This is a genomic window from Paenibacillus sp. FSL H8-0122 (assembly GCF_038005345.1).
In the GTDB taxonomy this organism is placed as follows: domain Bacteria; phylum Bacillota; class Bacilli; order Paenibacillales; family Paenibacillaceae; genus Paenibacillus_AQ.
Map to the genome: position 1 here is coordinate 7,210,780 of NZ_JBBOTB010000001.1, position 19,204 is coordinate 7,229,983.

Consider the following 19,204-nt stretch of genomic DNA (forward strand, 5'->3'; position numbering starts at 1 on the left):
TGCCAGATTGTCAAAAAGGGCGGAAATAACGAAGAATAATAGAATCCCACGAGGAAAGCCCGTAGGAAAGAACTGCCTCTTTAGGGGAGGCATCCGTTTTCTCTTTGTACCGCAGCACCAGCTTTTATGGTAAATTTGACATGTCAGTGAAAACTTTCACGTGGTTTTTATGATAGTGACTTTTATCACGTAAATGTGATTGGGATCACGTTACAATGGCATAAAGGAACAAATTTTAAGTAATTCGAAGGGGATAGGAATCATGGCTTATAACAAACCGCAGGGAATCGCTGAAGTGACGGTAGAGAACGGAATCAAGAAGGCACATAATCCGCTCAGCACTGTACTCATTCTTGGTTTCTTGGGAGGAGCGTTTATCGCGCTCGGATTTTTGCTGGATATTCGTGTCATTGCAGGTGCGCCTGCCGAGTGGGGGTCCATTGCCAACTTTATCGGAGCAGCCGTATTCCCGGTCGGACTGATCTTGGTGCTGCTTGCCGGAGGGGAACTGCTGACAGGGAATATGATGGCGGTGCCGCTGGCTTTTATTGCGAAGAAGATTTCGTTCTGGGAAGTCATTAAGAACCTCGTGCTGATCACACTCAGCAACCTGGCGGGTGCCTTATTCGTCGCTTATTTCTTCGGTCACATCGTTGGTCTTACATCAGATGGCGTGTATCTGGAGAAGCTGGTAAGTATGGCGGAGCATAAGATCGATGCTACGTTCCTGCAGGCTTTTATCTCCGGGATCGGCTGTAACTGGCTCGTAGCGCTGGCGGTATGGCTGTCGTACGGGGCGGACAATTTCAGCGGCAAAATCCTCGGTATCTGGTTCCCGACCATGGCGTTTGTAGCCATCGGCTTCCAGCACGTTGTAGCTAACATGTTCCTTATCCCTGCTGCGATCTTCGAAGGACATTTCACCTGGGGCCAGTATGTGGCCAACTTCGTTCCGGTCTGGCTGGGCAATCTGACGGGCGGCGCGATCTTCGTGGCTGCGGCATACTGGATGGCTTATCTGCGCAAGGAGCCGGGTGCTGTGAGCCCAGCCGCAGGCGTACCTGCTGCGGGCTTGAAGAAACACGCTTAATCTACAGATTTTGACCCGGTGTGAATCACATCGCTGGTCTGTAACATAGCTTGGCCTAAGCACTTCCTGCTTCTCGGCACCCTGCACCAAGGGATTCGTAGAGACAGGGAGTGTTTTTGTATCGGGTACAGCAGGATCATCCTCGGGACAAAACAAAATTCACCGTGCAATCCGATTCGGGGGAACGAAATCGGATCTCACGGTGAATAAAATAGGGAGTGTTTCATATGGATCATTACCCCGGCTTCCGGGGAACGAATCAGTGCGGGCGAGGTATTTTTCTTTACGTGTGAAAGAGCGGGTTATAGAATATTAATATCGCTGGCGGCGGTGAAGACAGGATTGATTTTCAATAGGATAATTCCCTGGTTTCCCGCGATACAGCATTAACGCGTATGCTTGCCCCGCCCCCTGTTTTGGGATGATACTGGATGGATTAATGACAGCTATGTTACAGGGGATGACAGACAAGATATGAGATTCATGCAGGCCTATCCGAAGGAAATTAAAGTATTTTTGATTGCCAGTCTTATTAATGCTACCGGCAGTGCGCTGATGTGGCCGCTGGTTACAATGTATGTATTCGATGAACTGGGACGCAGTATGAAGGACGCGGGAATTGTGCTGCTGGTGCAGTCACTCGGCGGGATTGCCGGTCAGCTGCTGGGCGGTTCGTTGTATCATAAGGTAGGAGTGAACCGCCTGATTGTCGGCGCATTAGCGATGAATGCCTTGACGCTGTTTGCCCTCCCGTGGGCGAGCGGAAGCTGGAGCGTATTCATAATCGTCATGGGTCTGATGGGATTGTTCAACTCCCTCTCCCTCCCGGCGATCCAGGCGTTTATCGGTTTCCGGTTCGCGGAGCAGCGCGCAGAGCTGTTCAATATCATCTATGTTGCCAATAATATAGGGGTAGCCCTGGGAACCGCGCTGAGCGGCTTCCTGGGCAATTATATGCTGAGCTTTGTGCTCAACGGGGTGACCTCGGCCGTATTTGCCGGATTCTTCTTCGTCTATCTGCGCAAGGTAGGGACGGCACCGGCTCATAGCACAGTATCGAAAAAGCAACCGCAGCATGAAGTGTCGGGCTGGAGACTCCTCGGCCATATACGGATCTATCTGTTCATGGCGGTGGGCTCGATGTTCCTGCTGATCGGCAATTCGATCTGGAACAGCGGAGTCTCGCCGTTCATTATCTCGGAAGGCTGGTCGAAGCAGCTATACGGCTTCCTCTGGACGCTGAACGGCGTGCTGATCTTCGCGGCGCAGCCGCTGGTCAGCCTGATCAAGCGCGGGTTCGCGCAGACGTCAACCGCGCAGATGACAGCAAGCGCCGTCTTTTACCTGGGCGGGTATGCTGTAATTCTGTTTATGCCAAGCTATCCGGGGATGCTGCTGGGTATGGTGCTGGCTACCCTTGGGGAGATGCTGATCTCTCCGGCGATGCCTTCCTTCATCTCGGAGCATGCCCAGCGCAGCGCGCCGTTCTATCTCGGACTGAGCGGCGGAATTGGCGCAATCGGCCGTGTCATCGGGCCTTATCTGATGGGTGTTCAGTTCGACAGGGGCGGTCTTGCGCCAACCGGCTGGCTCGCTTGCGGAATGGCTGTGCTGTCCGTAGGATTCTTCGCGCTCCACGCCTATATGAACCGTTCTGCTGTACAGCTTGAGCGCAGGACTGCATAATCGTTCATGCTGCAACTAATCCTTTTACTAACTGCTTAGTAAGGCAAGGGGTGTATAATAATGCAACCAATTAACAGAGATGCTGCACTGCTTATCCGGCCCTCCGAAATCAAGGATGCCCGTGAGCTGATCGTGCTCGATAATATGATCTGGACGGAGAATACAACCCCGGGTCCGCTGATGTGGCGCTCGCGGGAGGACTATCTGCTGCATGCGCCGCCCGGCTCCCAGCTTGTGGCCTTGCAGGACGGGGAGCTATGCGGTTATGTCGGCTTCGGCTGTCCCAGCGGGATGGAGAGCAACCGCCATGTATGCGAGGTGAATATCGCTGTGCACCCGCGCTTTCAGCGGCTGGGTGTAGGCAGCCGATTGATCGCGGAGATCAAGCGCCATGCTGCGAGGCATGGAATCCGCAAGCTGCGGCTGCGTGTGCTCTCCTGCAATACACCGGCGCTTCAGTTTTACCGCAAATGCGGATTCGAGGAAGAGGGACGGCTGCGGGAGGAATTCTACTTAAGCGGACGTTATGTGGATGAAGTATTCATGAGCTGCAGGCTGACGGGAGGAGAAGGGGATGGAGAGTGAAGTGAAGATGCAAGTCGTCTCGCTTAATGTAGGCAAGCCGAAGACGGTGGAGTACCGCGGTAAGCCGCTGGACACCGGAATCTACAAGCTGCCGGTAGCCGGGCCGCTTGCGCTTCGGATGAGTGGGTTCACCGGAGACGGGCAAGCGGATCTGGTCAATCATGGAGGCCCTGACAAGGCAGTCTGCGTCTATCCGGTGGAGCATTATGCCCACTGGGAGGAGTGGCTTGGCCGGAAGCTGGAGGTTTCCGCCTTCGGCGAGAATATCACGGCGCGCGGACTGCTGGAGACCGAGGTGTGCATCGGGGATGTGTTTGAGATCGGTACAGCACTGCTGGAAGTGAGCCAGCCGCGCTTCCCGTGCTTCAAGCTCACGCAGAAGCATGGACCTGCGGATATGCCGGCCCAGGTGCTGTCTACCGGTTACAGCGGCTTCTACCTCCGCGTGCTGCGCGAAGGCAGCCTTGCGGCCGGGGACCGGATTACCAAGCTTGCGGGCGGAGCAGGCCGTATCCCGGTGAGGCAGGTTCTGTACTCGATGGAGCATGGGCGCAAGGATCATACGGGCCTTGCGGAGCTGGCCGGACTGGAGAGCCTTGCGGCCGGCCTCCGGGAACGGTTCCAGAGATGGCTGGATGCGGCGGAGGGCTAGGACGGGAGCGGAGTAGGCAGAGCAGCTAGGAGAGTTGGGCCACCCGCTCTGCCCTGCGAAGTAAATAAATGGAAAATCATATCTTAATCCGCCGACTTCAAGCAAATAACCGCAAACAAGTGGAACAAGTCCAACTATATAGATTGAACTAAAATATTAAAGTTAAAGGAAAAGTGGCGGAGGGGAATTTTGGAACTGGAGGAGCGGTAGCGTCCGCCTTTGTATGCGGATTTCAACCGTTAAAAACGGGATAATCAAGAAATCTGCAGACAACAGCGGCCGGAAGTCCAAAACTTCTCTGGAGTCACGGATAATCCTAAAACATAAAAACCATTAGTTCAATTTATATAAAATAGTTAGTTTCAGCCCAGCAGCTTCCATTCGCTGCGCAGCAGGCCGTACACCGCGTGGTTCACATAACCGGCAGGCAGCTTCTCCGCCTGGCGGATGACCCCTTCGAAGATAAATCCCAGCCGTTCGGGGATCGCTCTGCTGGCCATGTTGCCTGTGGCACAGCGGATCTCGATGCGGTTGAGCTCCAGCTCCAGCAGGGCATAATCGACAAAGACCCGGCAGGCGCTGGTCATATAGCCTTGTCCCTCATAGCCTTCGCCCAGCCAGTAGCCGATGCCGACCGAGCGGTTATGCCAGTCAATCTCGTGATAGCCGATAATACCGGCCAATTCCTCCCGGACCCACAGCCCGGCGGTGAACCCGCCGTTATCAATGCCTTGCTTCACGGAGTTCTTAATGAACGTGGTGAGATGGGCCTGTTCGGTTACGCCGTCCACCCAAGGCAGCCACTGCCTGAGCCGGTGGCGGGAGCGTTCCACCAGAGCGAACATCTGACGGGCATGCTCCGGCATGAGCAGCTTCAGCTTCAGCTCTTCATCTATGACATAATTAAACATGCGGCTGCCCCCTATACGTTATGAGATATAACCCACGCTGAACTAACGCTTCCTCCACTCCAAGGCGTAGATGTCTTCCTCCAGAGCCTGCATGCGCTGGAGGGTAAGTGTGCGGCAGTCGCTAAGCGCCCCGTTATAGATCGCCGGTCCCAGCTCCTTCAGGAAGAACTCCAGCAGATTGTCTGCGGCCAGGTGGCCGATCGTTTCCCCGCGCTCCGCCTCGAAGTAGGTACGGATATTGTCCGTAATCATATCGCGCTGCTCTTTAGGCAGTTTTACCGGTTGCATAAGCATCCCCCTTGTCTTAATATTCCTATATTTATCATGCTACTCCATCGCCGGGAGAGAAGTCAAAGGATGCGGGGGCTGCTCAACTTTTATTGAACATTCCCGGCTTAACGGGTATATTAGTAGGAAACATGTTCATACAAGGAAGTAGTTATATTACAGAATGAAAGGTTGATCAATGTGGAGAAACAGGGTACACCCTCCAATTTCATTAAGAACGTCATTACCGAAGATCTCCGCTCGGGTAAGGTTAAGGAAGTCGTCACCCGCTTTCCGCCGGAGCCGAACGGTTATTTACATATCGGACATGCCAAGGCGATCTGGATTAACTTCACGCTGGCGGATGAGTTCGGCGGCAAGACCCATCTGAGATTCGATGATACGAATCCGCTCAAGGAAGATACCGAGTACGTCAATTCCATCCAGGAGGATGTGAAATGGCTCGGGTATGAATGGGAGGAGCTGCGGTTCGCCTCGGATTATTTCGGGGAGATGTATGCGCGGGCCGAGCTGCTGATCAAGAAGGGCAAGGCCTATGTCGATGATCTCAGCGCCGAGCAGATCCGTGAATTCCGGGGAACCCTGACGGAGCCGGGGCAGAACAGCCCTTACCGCGAGCGCGGGGTAGAAGAGAACCTGGATCTGTTCCACCGCATGAAGGCGGGAGAATTCAAGGACGGCGAGAAGGTTCTGCGCGCCAAAATTGACATGTCCTCTCCTAACATCAATCTGCGTGACCCGGTCATTTACCGGATCTCCCACTCCCATCACCATAATACGGGCGACGCATGGTGCATTTACCCGATGTATACCTTCGCACATCCGCTGGAGGATGCCATTGAGCATGTCACCCATTCCCTCTGTTCCCTGGAGTTCGAGGACCAGCGCCCGTTCTATGACTGGGTTGTCGCGGAATGTGACATGGAGGCTGCACCTCACCAATATGAATTCGGACGCCTTAATCTGGCCCAGACCGTTACGAGCAAGCGCAAGCTGAAGCTGCTGGTCGATGAAGGCCATGTGGACGGCTGGGATGATCCCCGCATGCCGACCATCTCCGGGCTGCGCCGCCGCGGCTATACGCCGGAGGCCATCCGCAGCTTCGTGCATGAGACTGGTATCTCCAAGAGCCAGGGGCTCGTGGACCTGCAGATGCTGGAGCACTTCATCCGTGAAGATCTCAAGCTGACGGTTCCCCGGACGATGTCTGTGCTGCGGCCGCTGAAGGTGGTTATTACGAATTATCCTGAAGGCGAAACCGAATACTTCGAAATTGAGAACAATGTGGAGAACCCGGAGATGGGCAACCGCCAGATTCCGTTCTCCCGTGAGATCTATATTGAACGCGATGACTTCATGGAGATTCCGCCGAATAAGTATTTCCGCTTGTTCCCCGGCAATGAAGTGCGTCTCAAGAATGCTTATTTCATCAAGTGCAACGACTTCATCAAGGACGAGAACGGCGAAGTGGTGGAGCTGCACTGTACCTACGATCCTGAGACAAAGAGCGGCAGCGGCTTCACCGGCCGCAAGGTTAAGGGAACGCTGCACTGGGTAGATGCAGGACAGGCTGTACCGGCGGAATTCCGCCTCTATGAGCCGCTGATCTCTGCCGAAGAGGCGGAGACGGATGCTGAAGTAGAAGGTCTGGAAGCTTCCGCTGACAAGCCGGAGCCAACCTTCCTGGATCAGCTGAATCCGAAGTCCATCGAGATCCTGCAGGGCTTCGTGGAGCCTGGGCTGAAGGACAGTGTGGCGCAGGACAAGTTCCAGTTCTTCCGTCACGGGTACTTCAACGTAGACAGCAAGTATTCGTCGCCGGAGCATCTGGTGTTCAATCTGATTGTATCCCTCAAAAGCTCCTTCCAGCCCAAGAAAGGCTAGAAGAGCTGCATATAAGCAAACAGGCTTGGTCTCCCGCCGGGAGGCCAAGCCTGTTTGCTATATCCAAATATAAGATTTATAGGTTTTACGCTATAAATTATCCTTCTATTTCTCGCTGAAACGGTACCGTCCTTTTAAAGGACGGCAAAGCCGTTTCCACCTGTGCGCATTCCTAGTCTTCCGCCAGCTCGTCCTCGGGATCAGCCGGAGGGCGGTAGCTGCCGCGAATGACAGTGAGCCACATCATTCCAAAGCCGATCGCCCCGAACAGGGCAAGAAGCGCACCGGATTGATACATCGTCTGCGCGCCGAGGGTCTGATACATCCAGCCGCCGAGGACGCCGCCAAGAATGCCGGAGATTCCGCTCCAGGTGAGTGTGTAGAGAGCCTGTCCCGAGGAACGGTAGGGCCTTGGCACCAGCAGCATGGTCAACTGGGTTCCGACATAGAAGAAGCCGCCGAAGGTAATGGAGTGCAGCACCTGAATAAGTGCGACCTGCAGCGGAGTCGTTGCATCGGCCATCAGCCACCACCGCAGGAAGAACAGCGCGCTGACCAGCGTGAGCGAGGCCAGCAGGACCGGGATTTTGCGCCGGAGAACGATATTGCACAGGAGCAGCACACCCATCTCCAGGATGGAGGACAGGAATACAGCGAGACCGATCATGGTCTTGCTTCCGCCCAGCTCCGTGATGTACAGTGACACAAAGGTGTTATTCATCGTATTCGGGATCGAGACCAGGATGCCGAAGAGGATGAAGCACAGGAAGAACGGGTTATGGAAGATCTGGCTCATGCCTTTGAAGGGCAAGGGGGCGATTCCGATCGAATGGTCCAGCTTCGGCAGGGTGATCAGTGCAATCATCGCCGCACAGAGCAGGGACGCAAACAGATAGGACAGCACAGAGATGCCGGCCCATTCAATCACGGGACCGGCAAGGATGGCGGTGAAAGCCCAGCCTAGTGATCCCCATAGCCGGAAAGAGCCAAAGCTGCGGCTGGTTCCGTCAATATAGCTGAGAATCATCGTGTTGCTCTGGGCGAACAAGGGCCCCTGGAAGAAATAGAAGAACAGAATGGATATGTAGATCATTTCATATGTATTCGCCTGAAAGACAAGTTGGGTCAAGACCAGCGTTCCCGTCAGCATGACGAGGACAATCCGCCGGATATTCTGATATCGGTCACTCCAGATGCCCCAGAAGGGGTTGGCAATAATGGAGACCAGTGCGCCTACAGACATCAGGCTCCCAATCTCCAGCTTATTCATCCCCACATCCTGCAGATATAAGGGAAAGAAGCTGGTGAAGAGGACAACCGTTCCATATACGAAGAAGTTGAACCATTTCAGAGAGGTGAAAGACAGCTGCTTATCGAGATGATCCCGCAAACGTTGCACTCCTTTCCCGCTAGGATGCCTTGCATTCTTGCTGTGGCCGCCTTATTATGCCGCTGATATCACTGTAACATTTGTTGAAAAGGGATACAAACCAACTTTTATGGGGAATTACAAATCAATGGCAAAATATCTGTTTAACTTCAGTTTACATAGGCCAGTTATTCTGGGTTCTAAGGCGGAAGCGGGGCCCCACTGCTCCAACCATCTATCTGCCGGAAAAGGGGATTCCTTATGACAAACAAGCAAGCACCGCAGAAGCAGGGCGCGGCCATGAAGCCGTTCCTGAAGCTGCTGCACGAAACCAAGCCATCTTATCTGCTGCTGGCGCTGGCCCTTGGCCTCAGCATCATTTCGACCCTGGTCGGTCTGGTCATTCCCATGTTCACGAAGAATCTGGTGGACGGCTTCTCGCTGGCTTCTGTCAGCAAGCTGCAGATTGCCGGTATCGCCGGAGCGTTCATTGCGCAGACCGTGGCTGGCGGAGTCTCGATCTATCTTCTGAATGCCGTCGGGCAAAAAGTTGTGGCCGGGCTTCGTGACAGGCTGTGGCGCAAATTCCTGGTGCTGCCCGTCTCCTATTACAATGAGAACCGGACAGGCGAGAGCGTCAGCCGGATGACTAATGATACAGGAATTCTAAAGACACTGATCTCGGAGCATCTGGCCAGTCTGTTCACCGGCCTCATCTCCATTGTCGGCTCTGTCCTGGTGCTGTTCTATCTGAACTGGAAAATGACGCTGGTGCTGTTCACGGTGCTCCCGCTGTCGGCGCTCATTCTGGTGCCGCTGGGACGGCAGATGTACAAGATCTCCAAAGGCACGCAGGACGAGACGGCCTCCTTCACCGCTGTACTCAGCGGTGTATTGTCCGAGATTCGGCTGGTGAAATCCTCGGGCGCGGAGCAGAAGGAGTATGAAGCCGGGCGGAAAGGGATTATGAACCTGCTGGGCTTCGGGATTCGTGAGGGTAAGATCAGCGCCCTGATCAGCCCGCTGATCTCCTTCGTCTTCATGATGCTGCTGGTAGTTATTATCGGCTATGGCGGGATGCTGGTATCCTCGGGGGCGCTCACTGCCGGTGAACTGGTCGCCTTCATTCTGTATCTGATCCAGATTATTATGCCGCTGACGCAGCTGACGCAATTCTTCACCCAGCTCCAGAAGGCCAAGGGAGCCTCTGAGCGGATTATTGAGACCCTTGCCGCAGAGGAAGAGGTGTATGACGGCGTGGAAGAGGCTGAAGGCACAGAGGGACCGATTGCTGTGGAGGATCTCAGCTTCGGATACAAGACGGGCGAGAAGGTGCTCAGCAAGGTAAGCTTCACTATGCAGCCGGGGCAGGTGACTGCCATTGTCGGTCCGAGCGGAGGCGGTAAAACAACCTTGTTCTCGCTGCTGGAACGCTTCTATGAGCCGCAGAGCGGAGTCATCCGGCTGGACGGCAAACCGGCATCGATGTTCTCCCTCAAATCCTGGCGGAAGAGAATCGGTTATGTCTCACAGGAAAGTCCGTTGCTGGCCGGTACTATTGCCGAGAATCTCGGATACGGGCTGGACCGCGAGATCAGCAAGGAGGAGCTGAAGCGGGCGGCGGCCATGGCCTACGCCGACGGCTTCATTGAAGAGCTCCCGGACGGGTACAACACGGATGTCGGAGAACGCGGGGTGAAGCTGTCCGGCGGACAGCGGCAGCGGATTGCCATCGCCAGAGCACTGCTGCGCGATCCGAAGGTTCTCATGCTCGATGAGGCGACCTCAAGCCTCGACAGCCAGTCGGAGGCCGTGGTGCAGAAGGCGCTGGGCAATCTGATGCAGGGCCGGACTACGATTGTGATTGCTCACAGATTAGCTACGGTGGTCAATGCGGACCAGATTATTTTCATGGAGAAGGGCCGGATTACCGGCAAGGGCACGCATGAGGAGCTGCTGAGGGACCATGAGCTGTACCGTGAATTCGCCGAGCAGCAGCTGCAGATGAACACACCTGAGCTTCTGAGCCAAGGGATAGAGGAGGGTTCGACAGATTATGGTCAAAATACTGGTGGTGGACGACGATCCGCATATCCGCGAATTGGTGGGAGTGTTCCTGAGAGCTGAAGGGATGGCCGAGGTGCTGAGCGCTTCTGATGGACTGGAGGCGCTGCGGCTGCTCGAAGAGACTGCGGCGGATATGGCGATCATTGATATTATGATGCCGAATATGGACGGCTGGGAGCTGTGCCGTGAGCTGCGTAAGCAGTATGATTTTCCGATTCTGATGCTGACGGCCAAAGGGGAAACCTCGCAGATTGTCAAAGGCTTCGAGCTGGGCACAGACGACTATCTGGTCAAGCCGTTCGAGCCGCCGGTGCTGATCGCCAGGGTCAAGGCCCTGCTGAAGCGTTACCAGATTGCGGCCGCCCAGAGTGTTACCGTTGGCAGTCTGCGGATGAACCGCGCCACCTATGAGGTGCAGTCCGAGCATGGCGGGTTCACGCTGCCGCTGAAGGAATTCGAGCTGCTCTTCAAGCTGGCCAGTTACCGGGGGCAGACGCTGACCCGTGACCGGCTGATTGAAGAGATCTGGGGCTACGATTACGAAGGCAATGAGCGGACGCTGGATGTGCATGTAGGCCGTCTGCGCGAGCGGTTTCCGCAGGAGAAGTTCGGATTCTCCATCCGTACGATCCGGGGGCTTGGCTACCGGCTGGAGGGATAAGCATGAAGCGCAGAGTCATGAAGATATGGGAGAAAATCAGTATTGTTGGACCTATAGCCGGAATGTTGACCATGTTCTTTATCTCCTGGAACGGAAGCTATTTCGGCTCAAGGCTGCTGGTCCATTATTTTCACTGGTCCTTCTCCGAATACGGGTATCACCTGTTTGTTATGGCGATGCAGATTATCATCTTTTTCGTCTGCGGGGCGATGATTGCCTTTGCTACACGCGGCAAGGATCAGAACTTCTATATGCCGATCCTTACAGCCATGCGGCAGATCTCTCAAGGCAACTTCAAGATTGAACTGGAGAACAGCGGCCAGTACCGGCAGTTCGGAGGGATTGTGGAAGGGATCAACGAAATGGCGAGTGAGCTGAGCCGGATGGAGCTGATGCGGCAGGACTTCATCGCCAGCGTATCCCATGAGATCCAGTCGCCGCTGACCTCGATCCGCGGGTTCGCTGTCGCGCTGCAAGAGGAGAACCTCAGTCCGAAGATACGCAAGCATTACCTGGATATTATAGAAGCGGAGAGCCGCCGTCTGTCCGGCCTGAGCGACAATCTGCTGAAGCTGTCCGTGCTGGATGCGGAGAGCTTCCCGTTCGAGCGGAAGCCCTATAGGCTGGATAAGCAGGTGCAGGCGATGATCCTGGCCGCAGAGCCGCAGTGGCTCGGCAAGGAGATTGAGGTGGAGGCCGAGCTTCAGGAGACCACCGTGACTGCGGTGCAGGATCTGCTGAGCCAGGTATGGACCAACCTGCTGCATAACAGCATCAAATTCACTCCGCAGGGTGGAAGGATCACTGTCACTATGCGCAATACGAGGGAGTGGGCGGAAGTGGAGGTCAGGGACAGCGGGATCGGCATGACCGAAGAGGAGCTGGCCCGGATCTTCGAACGGTTCTATAAGGCGGATAAGTCCAGAAGCGTCAATAGCGGCAGCGGCAGCGGGCTGGGACTCCCGCTCGTGAAGAAGATCGTGGAGCTCCACGAAGGCAGCGTACACGTAACAAGCCGCCCCGGAGAGGGGACGGCGTTCATCGTGCGGCTGCCGCAGCAGGTTAGCTGAACCCATGGTCTGCCCGGTTATTCAGCCCGGGCCTTCACGGGCCAAGAAGCTCATTATGCCGGTGGTATCCTCGCGTTCCCCCGGGCCCCGAACAACATAGCCCCGAACCCATGACAGCCAGATGATGTTGTCAGGGTTCGGGGCTATTTGCGCATCCGTATTCGCTTGAGATAGGGCTGCGTTGTCTCCCATCAGAGTTCCCGCCGGATCATCTCTGCCAGCAGGGGGATGCCGCGCTCCAGTTCTGCCGCAGAGGCATAGGCGTAGGACAGTCTGAGATGCCTCCCGTCGCTGCGGTCATACAGATCGCCAGTATTCAGCAGCAGTCCGGCACGCAGCGCTGCGGTGAACAGCTTGCGCGGGGGGACAGCCTGGTGGAGCGACAGCCAGATATAGAAGCCGCCTTCCGGTATATTCCAGCTTGCCAGTCCGGTGCAATGGAGCTGCAGCAGCTCAAGCATGTGGTCGCGGCGCGCGCGTAGTCTGCCGCGCAGCACATGCACGTGCTCCTCATGATAGCCGCCCGTAAGCCAGCTGGCGGCCGCCAGCTGAGACAGGGAGCTTGCGCCGTAATCACTCTGCATCTTGATGTCGGCCAGCCGCCGGACGACCGGCTCTGGTCCGGCAATCCAGCCGATGCGCAGACCGGGGCTGGCGGCCTTGGACAGAGTACCCAGATGCAGGACCCGTCCCTCATGGTCCAGTGCCTTCAGCGGCGGTGGTGGCGGAGCGTCCAGCCATAATTCCTGGTAGGCCCCATCCTCCAGAATGGGCAGCCCAAGTTTGCCTGTGACCTCCATCAGCTCCCGGCGGCGCTCGGCATCCATCAGGATTCCGGTAGGGTTATGAAAAGAAGGGATGCTGTAGAGCATCGCCGCCTTACTGCGGACCGCCTCGGCTGCAAGCTGCTCCGGGATCAGACCACGCCCGTCCATAGGCAGGCCGCTGAATTTCACCCCGGCAGACTGAAAGGCATGAATCGAATACAGATAGGACGGCTTCTCTAGCAGGATAGAAGAGCCGCGCGGCAGCAGCCCGAGGGCAATAAGCTGAAGCCCCTGAAGGGCACCGGAGGTAATCAGGATGGAGTCCGGTCCAGCGGTAATGCCGCTCCGGGCCAGTAACCGGCTGACCGCCGCCCGCAGCGCCGAATTGCCAAGCGGCTCCTCATAGGAGAGCGGGGGAAGAACGCGCTGCGCGAGTCCGGCCAGCACCTCGTTCATCGCGGCTCTGGGCAGCAGCTCATGCGCTGGCTCACCGGTGCCAAGGCGGATCAGACCCGGCTCATACTCGAGCCGGTTAATGTCCTGGATGGTGGGCAGGTTGGGATAGTGAATTCCCTCCTCTACATAGTCATTCCAGTTGCCTGAGCGTTCCGGCCCGGCTGGAGCCGCTGCGTTTACCGTATCTGTACGGCCGATAGGCGGCCGCCCGCCTGTAACTATTGTTCCGCCGCCGCGTCTGCCTTCAATCAGGCCAAGGGCGGTAAGCTGGCCCAGCGCTGTAACCACTGTGCTGCGGTTCACGCCGAACTGGCGGCACAGCACCCGCTGCGGGGCCAGCCGCATGCCGGGCGGCCAGGCCCCGGTGGTGATCTTGGTCAGGAAGTAGTCGAAGATCTGACTATGCAGCGGCAGCGGAGAAGCCGGGTCCGGCTTCCATGTGTCCAGCAGGCCGGAGCCAGCACCAGCTTGCTGCGCTTCAGGAGCTGCGGGCCGGGAATCATCCGTATATACGGATGGGCCGGGCGTGCCTAAGTCTGTTGTTGTATGGTTGTACCGTTGAGGATGTGTCAAGGGCAGGTTCCTTCCGGACAAAATAATGTACAAAAGCGAAAAACTGAACACATTATGCTTCAGCGCAGGCAACCGGCCCCAATGTATGCGAAAAACTGAACACATTGTGCCACTGCGAGGGCTACCGAGCGATTGTCGCTCCTCACAGCCGCTATTGAATAGCATAGCCCTCATTTCTTTCTCTCTTTCGTTCCTTCTTTCTTCCAGTCTACCATGATTCCTCCTCTTTCATTCGTCTTGGTTGGTATGTGCCGCAGAACTTGGATGGTTACGGCAGCTGCTATGGCAGGGTACGATCAGTAGGCTAATACCGGAGGTAGCCTGAGAGGCTCGTTTATCTGGAAGCACTACTAGGAAGATATAAGGGGGAAAAGAAATGGTACAGGCCATTATACATGGAATCATTCTGGCCTTCGGGCTGATTCTGCCGCTGGGCGTACAGAATATATTCGTCTTCAATCAAGGGGCACAGCATACGAGATTCCGCAGTACGCTGCCTGTCGTTCTGACAGCGGCAGTCTGCGATACGCTGCTTATCGCTGCGGCAGTCGGCGGAGTTTCCTTGGTCATTCTTTCGGTGAGCTGGGTCACGCCTGTTATATATGGAGCGGGCATTCTGTTTCTCACCTTCATGGGCTGGAGAATCTGGCGCTCTACTCCAGCGAAGGATGAGTCGGGCCGTCTCTCGCCGAAGGGACAGATACTCTATGCGCTGTCTGTCTCCCTCCTGAACCCGCATGCCCTTCTAGATACGGTGGGCGTGATCGGGACCAGCTCGCTGCAATACGATGGGCTGGTGCGTTGGGCCTTCGCGGCGGCGACAGTGACTGTCTCCTGGCTCTGGTTCCTGGGTCTTGCTGCAGCGGGCCGCCAGCTCGGCAGGCTGGATGCTTCCGGCAAAGTCATGAAGGGGCTGAATACCGTATCCGCCCTGTTGATCTGGGGGATCGCCGTTTATATGGGAGTTCAGTTGTGGGGGCTGTTGTATGGCTAAAGAGATTTCCCTTCATTCCTGCTGAATGATAGGAGACTTGCTTTAGCCTCATTTAACTGACTATTTTAGTTTGTACTTACTTTACTCAATAGATCTGTTAATTCTTTAGAGCTGCGATCTTTTAATTTCAACATTTCTTCGCTATTACTATCTTTAATCAAAAATCCACTTTTGGTTTTAAAATCTAAATAAAGGCTGAATCTCACAACTTCGGTATCCGCGTAAGTAACATTCATTCGATACGTTGGTGGACCCACATCAACAGCCCCGCGTACTTTTTTCACAGTTCTTATAGCATCATTGAATACCCGGATGCTATCGTTATCAGTGTAAGCAGTTTCAGCTGTTTCAGAAATAAGAGTGACGCTAACAATCTTAGGATTTGGTTTGACTAAAAGATATATTAAAACAAGTAATAGTATTAATGAAATTGAAATGATGCCGATTCTTTTCATAAACGCTCCCCCTAATGAAATGTTTTTGGCCTTTATTCAATAACTTCTAAATTATTGATTCAGCCCTTATCCGTAAGATTCGGCAAGCCCGTTGCCAAACTGTTTCGAATTCTTCACACTTTCGAGCTATAGTTGTTTTATTTGACTCTATTCTATTGACGGTTGAAATCCCATCCTCTACCATACAGATATAAACATAATGTTCTAAATTATGGAATGTGGGAGGTGGTGTTGCTTTGAAGCCTGCAGTCATGATTCGAGACCAGCTTGCAGATTATTTAACCCAGCAGGGGTTGTCCATTAATCAGTTCGCCATAAAATCTGGCATTAATTCCGGGACACTGAGCCGGATTATTAATGGCCATCAGCCCATTGCCATGAGCCATCTGGAGTTAATCACTGCGGGAATGGGGGTGAGCGAGGATTTTTTTTACAGTCTGTATGTGGAGGAGTGTTTCTATTATTCGGCACCGACCTGGCGGCGGCTTCGCCCGTTCATTGTGAAGTGTGCGGAACTGGGGCGAACGGATTGTATCGGGCGTCTGGTGGAGAACCTGCTGGATAATCTGACCTATGTTCCCATGCTGTATGAAGTAGCGGAAGGCTTGTTCCAACAGGGCCACTGGCCGGCGGCGGCACTCCTCTATGAGAACGTAAGCGCCAGCGAGAAATACCAGTATTCCGAACGCTTGGCCACCTGCCAATACCGCCTATTCCAGATTGCCCTGGGTGATGACCAGAGCACGAACCTGCGCGCAGCCACTCTGTTCGAGAGCTACATTCCGCGCCTGAATGAGGCGGATCAGTTGGATGGGCTGAAAGATTTGTTGGAAGTATACTATTCCTTGCAGCAGTGGCCTAAAGTTAATGAACTCGCAGAGAAGATGCTTGAACTGGCTACACTACGTTATAATCTCCAGCTCCAGTCAAACTTAAATCGAGGCAACATTAAGACTTCTAAAACTCCACTATATCTCTATATTTTGCGATCTCATCTCTTTCTCTCTAGTATTTGCATGGAATACGGGGATTATAAATCTGCTATAGAACTTGTGCCGCGCTATATGGACGGAAGCTGGATAAAGGAAGATGATGAAGAAGCGAGACGGACGTTAGTTCAGTTTAGAGAGTGGGGTACTGCGAATATTTACTTATACCGTATGCTGGACGGACAAATAGAAGTGCTAGACGAGTATGTCGAATATATATCTGCACAAACAGACGAGATATTTACGGCGATTTACAATATTATCCGATGTGCAAATTGGTATGATTGGAATGTTGATCATATTCTGGAGCGCTTCTCTGCCTATATCCCATATCGAACTTATAAATCAGAATTCGGACAATACAACTCACAGATTATGGCAGACAAACACGCGAGATTTCTTGCTGAATTGGCAAACTATTATTTACATAATAAAAGAAACAGAGGGATTGAATTCTTACTAGAAAGTTTGGAATCTTCATTTATTATAAACAATGAGAGTGTGGCAATCACTTGTGTCAATTTGTTTGAACAATACAGGGATGTTGCCAGTGTAGAAGAGTTGGAAAGATACAAATTTTTAATGAGAGAGGTGTGGAAACCAAATGAAAAAACAATTTATCAAGCTTCTGGTTCTATGTAGCGTATCTGTCGTAATTTTGTCTGCAATTTCAACTAGTGGAATTGTAAAATATAGCAGCATTCAGTCAATAATTCAAACTAACTCACATGGTATTGGTGGTTAACTGATCCATCAACTAACGTTCCCGTTTATTCCGGGAACGTTTTTTATTTGCTGATTTCTAAAGGGGGATGTATCCAGAACCTAACTGCCGTGTAGATGTACATACATTTATCAAACGGTTGATGTCAATTGTAAGAGGCAGAGCAGACTTACTGTTTCTCGCCATGGTTTTGAAATAATTGTATCTATAACCAATATAGTAGATAATGCAAAGAGACCTATTTTATGCAGTTTTACATAAATATCTATAATGTTGCATAAGGAGGCGGGATTCCCATGCATAGTCCAGCAATCGTTAGAATTCGTATAGAGCAAGCTAGGAGTAAGCTTTATACATTACATATTCAATATGGCGGTTTCAATCACCCGGAGGTCTTGCGGCAATCCGTAGTACTGGATGAGCTGCTCAATGCCTACGATAATGCCTATCGGATGAACAAGCGTCCGCCTGCTTAAATATTGATCATGAAAATAACTGGAAATTTAAATATAAGATCCAACGGATACGTGTATAAAAGAGGTGGTAAATGCGGTGGAGCATACAGTCAAAATTCGAGATGAGATAGCAGCGCATCTCACAAAACATAAACTGTCTATTAATCAGTTTGCAATTGCCAGCGGAATTCATTCCGGCACACTCAGCCGGGTCATGAAAGGCCAGCAGGCCTTGGCGATGAATCACCTGACCCGCGTGACCAGCGGGATGGGGCTGCCGGAGGACTACTTTTACAGTCAGTATGTGGATGAATGTTTATACGATTCGACACCGACCTGGCGACGTTTACGGCCGTTCCTGCTGCAATGCGCGGCGTTATCGCGTCTTGATTGTATTGAGCGGGTGGCGCAGAATTTACTGGATAACCTGCTGTATGCACCGCTGCTGTTCGAGGTTGCGGAGGAGTTATTTGAGCAGAAAAACTGGCAGGCCGCAGCATTAATCTACGAAAATGTGGGAGCCAGCGAGAAATACCAGCATTCCGAACGGCTGGCGCTCTGCCAGTATCGGCTCTTCCTGATTCATCTTGGTGATGATCCGCACAAAAATCTAATCACTGCTACTTTATTAGAGAATTATGTCGATAAGCTGGACGAAGTTAATCAGTTGGATGCTTTGAAGCAGTTGGCGGATATCTATCTCGCGCTTCAGAAATGGGACAAGGTATCTGAGATTGTAGAAGAGATGCTCCGAGTGGCTTCCGTCCATTATGATTTTCATGGTGAATCAGGCCGTAGGCATAGAGATCATAAGTTATATAAAAGGCCGCTGTATACTTATATATTACATGCTCAGCTAATGAGGTCGTCTACTTATGAAGAGATGGGGAACTATACATCCGCATTGGATATTGTACCTCTCTATATGGATCATAGCTGGATACGGGAAGATGACGAAGAAGCAAGGCGTATTAAGGCCCAATATATAGAATGGGGAACGGCGAATACGTACCTTTACCGCTTAATGGATGGACAGATTGAGGTGCTGGAAGAATATATAGAGTATATCTCAACCCGTGAGAATGAGATTTTTATGGCACTGTTCAAGATCGTGCAATTGGCTAATCAGTATAAGTGGGACGTGGATCATGTGATACAGAGATTTGCGGACTACATTCCTTACCGGAAGGTTTACAGTATCTTTGGTGAACACAACAAATTCATTCATGAAAAAAACTATACCCAATTCTGCAGCGAGCTGGCGACCTACTATCTCACCCGCAAACGGTACAAAGGTGACGATGTGATTATGCAAAGCGTCGACTTATCCGCCAAATTAGACAGCGAGCAACAAGTGATCCGGGGGACCATATCCGTCGATTTCGAGATTGCGATTACGGATATTCCTAAGTCGGGTTGAGGTAGTCAGGAACGGTTTAAACTATAGATCCTCCTTACATGAAGTCTGAGATCCTTCAAGGAATCTCAGACTTCATGCGTTGGACAGCATAGAATTATTATAGATTTC

General features: G+C 52.9%; 17 protein-coding genes. 12 read left to right on the forward strand and 5 right to left on the reverse strand.

The window, feature by feature from the left end; all coding sequences use genetic code 11:
• Positions 1-262: 262 nt before the first annotated feature.
• From NSS64_RS31000 to NSS64_RS31015, 4 genes are all read left to right on the forward strand, one after another.
• Positions 263-1,090, forward strand: a complete 828-nt coding sequence (locus tag NSS64_RS31000) for a formate/nitrite transporter family protein (protein WP_341142628.1) — start codon at positions 263-265, stop codon at positions 1,088-1,090.
• A 474-nt stretch (positions 1,091-1,564) separates the two neighbouring features.
• Positions 1,565-2,776: an MFS transporter gene (locus NSS64_RS31005; RefSeq protein WP_341142629.1), complete on the forward strand. Its 1,212-nt coding sequence runs from the start codon at positions 1,565-1,567 to the stop codon at positions 2,774-2,776.
• 60 nt (positions 2,777-2,836) lie between these two features.
• The gene (locus NSS64_RS31010) at positions 2,837-3,361 is read left to right on the forward strand and encodes a GNAT family N-acetyltransferase (protein WP_340946484.1); all 525 of its coding nucleotides are present in this window, start codon (positions 2,837-2,839) and stop codon (positions 3,359-3,361) included.
• A complete protein-coding gene (locus tag NSS64_RS31015; RefSeq protein WP_341142630.1) occupies positions 3,351-4,013 on the forward strand; it encodes an MOSC domain-containing protein in 663 nt (220 codons plus the stop codon). Before NSS64_RS31010 ends, NSS64_RS31015 begins: the two co-directional genes overlap by 11 nt.
• Before the next feature lie 362 nt (positions 4,014-4,375).
• On the opposite strand, the gene NSS64_RS31020 is transcribed toward NSS64_RS31015, so the two are convergent.
• Together NSS64_RS31020 and NSS64_RS31025 are read right to left on the reverse strand one after the other, a co-directional pair.
• Positions 4,376-4,924 (reverse strand): GNAT family N-acetyltransferase, encoded by a 549-nt coding sequence (locus NSS64_RS31020; RefSeq protein WP_340946486.1) that lies wholly within the window; start codon positions 4,922-4,924, stop codon positions 4,376-4,378.
• 42 nt (positions 4,925-4,966) lie between these two features.
• Positions 4,967-5,212 (reverse strand): DUF2164 domain-containing protein, encoded by a 246-nt coding sequence (locus tag NSS64_RS31025; protein WP_341142631.1) that lies wholly within the window; start codon positions 5,210-5,212, stop codon positions 4,967-4,969.
• Between the two features lie 180 nt (positions 5,213-5,392).
• Between NSS64_RS31025 and NSS64_RS31030 the strand changes: the two genes are divergently transcribed.
• A complete protein-coding gene (locus tag NSS64_RS31030; protein WP_341142632.1) occupies positions 5,393-7,096 on the forward strand; it encodes a glutamine--tRNA ligase/YqeY domain fusion protein in 1,704 nt (567 codons plus the stop codon).
• A gap of 172 nt (positions 7,097-7,268) precedes the next feature.
• Here NSS64_RS31030 and NSS64_RS31035 read toward each other — a convergent pair whose 3' ends face one another.
• Positions 7,269-8,486, reverse strand: a complete 1,218-nt coding sequence (locus NSS64_RS31035; RefSeq protein ID WP_340946488.1) for an MFS transporter — start codon at positions 8,484-8,486, stop codon at positions 7,269-7,271.
• A 240-nt stretch (positions 8,487-8,726) separates the two neighbouring features.
• On the opposite strand from NSS64_RS31035, the gene NSS64_RS31040 reads away from it, so the two are divergent.
• The 3 genes from NSS64_RS31040 to NSS64_RS31050 are packed head-to-tail and all read left to right on the forward strand — an operon-like array spanning position 8,727 to position 12,263.
• Positions 8,727-10,592 (forward strand): ABC transporter ATP-binding protein, encoded by a 1,866-nt coding sequence (locus tag NSS64_RS31040; RefSeq protein ID WP_340946489.1) that lies wholly within the window; start codon positions 8,727-8,729, stop codon positions 10,590-10,592.
• Positions 10,522-11,193, forward strand: coding sequence for a response regulator transcription factor (locus tag NSS64_RS31045; protein WP_341142633.1), 672 nt, complete (start codon positions 10,522-10,524; stop codon positions 11,191-11,193). The genes NSS64_RS31040 and NSS64_RS31045 overlap by 71 nt, the downstream gene beginning before the upstream one ends.
• Before the next feature lie 2 nt (positions 11,194-11,195).
• Complete coding sequence (locus NSS64_RS31050; protein WP_341142634.1) at positions 11,196-12,263, forward strand: sensor histidine kinase; 1,068 nt, start codon at positions 11,196-11,198, stop codon at positions 12,261-12,263.
• 191 nt (positions 12,264-12,454) lie between these two features.
• Here NSS64_RS31050 and NSS64_RS31055 read toward each other — a convergent pair whose 3' ends face one another.
• Positions 12,455-13,936 carry an aminotransferase-like domain-containing protein gene (locus NSS64_RS31055; RefSeq protein WP_445667863.1) on the reverse strand — a complete coding sequence of 494 codons (1,482 nt, stop codon included), beginning with the start codon at positions 13,934-13,936 and terminating at the stop codon, positions 12,455-12,457.
• Positions 13,937-14,435: 499 nt separating this feature from the next.
• On the opposite strand from NSS64_RS31055, the gene NSS64_RS31060 reads away from it, so the two are divergent.
• Entirely contained in the window at positions 14,436-15,053 is a 618-nt protein-coding gene (locus NSS64_RS31060; protein WP_341142636.1) for a LysE/ArgO family amino acid transporter, read from the forward strand.
• 65 nt (positions 15,054-15,118) lie between these two features.
• On the opposite strand, the gene NSS64_RS31065 is transcribed toward NSS64_RS31060, so the two are convergent.
• Entirely contained in the window at positions 15,119-15,508 is a 390-nt protein-coding gene (locus tag NSS64_RS31065) for a hypothetical protein (RefSeq protein ID WP_341142637.1), read from the reverse strand.
• Positions 15,509-15,744: 236 nt separating this feature from the next.
• Between NSS64_RS31065 and NSS64_RS31070 the strand changes: the two genes are divergently transcribed.
• The 3 genes from NSS64_RS31070 (at position 15,745) to NSS64_RS31080 (ending at position 19,096) form a co-directional block, all read left to right on the forward strand.
• The gene (locus NSS64_RS31070) at positions 15,745-17,139 is read left to right on the forward strand and encodes a helix-turn-helix domain-containing protein (protein WP_341142638.1); all 1,395 of its coding nucleotides are present in this window, start codon (positions 15,745-15,747) and stop codon (positions 17,137-17,139) included.
• Between the two features lie 378 nt (positions 17,140-17,517).
• The gene (locus NSS64_RS31075) at positions 17,518-17,697 is read left to right on the forward strand and encodes an aspartyl-phosphate phosphatase Spo0E family protein (RefSeq protein ID WP_340946501.1); all 180 of its coding nucleotides are present in this window, start codon (positions 17,518-17,520) and stop codon (positions 17,695-17,697) included.
• Positions 17,698-17,773: 76 nt separating this feature from the next.
• Complete coding sequence (locus tag NSS64_RS31080; RefSeq protein WP_341142639.1) at positions 17,774-19,096, forward strand: helix-turn-helix transcriptional regulator; 1,323 nt, start codon at positions 17,774-17,776, stop codon at positions 19,094-19,096.
• The last annotated feature ends 108 nt before the right edge of the window (positions 19,097-19,204 follow it).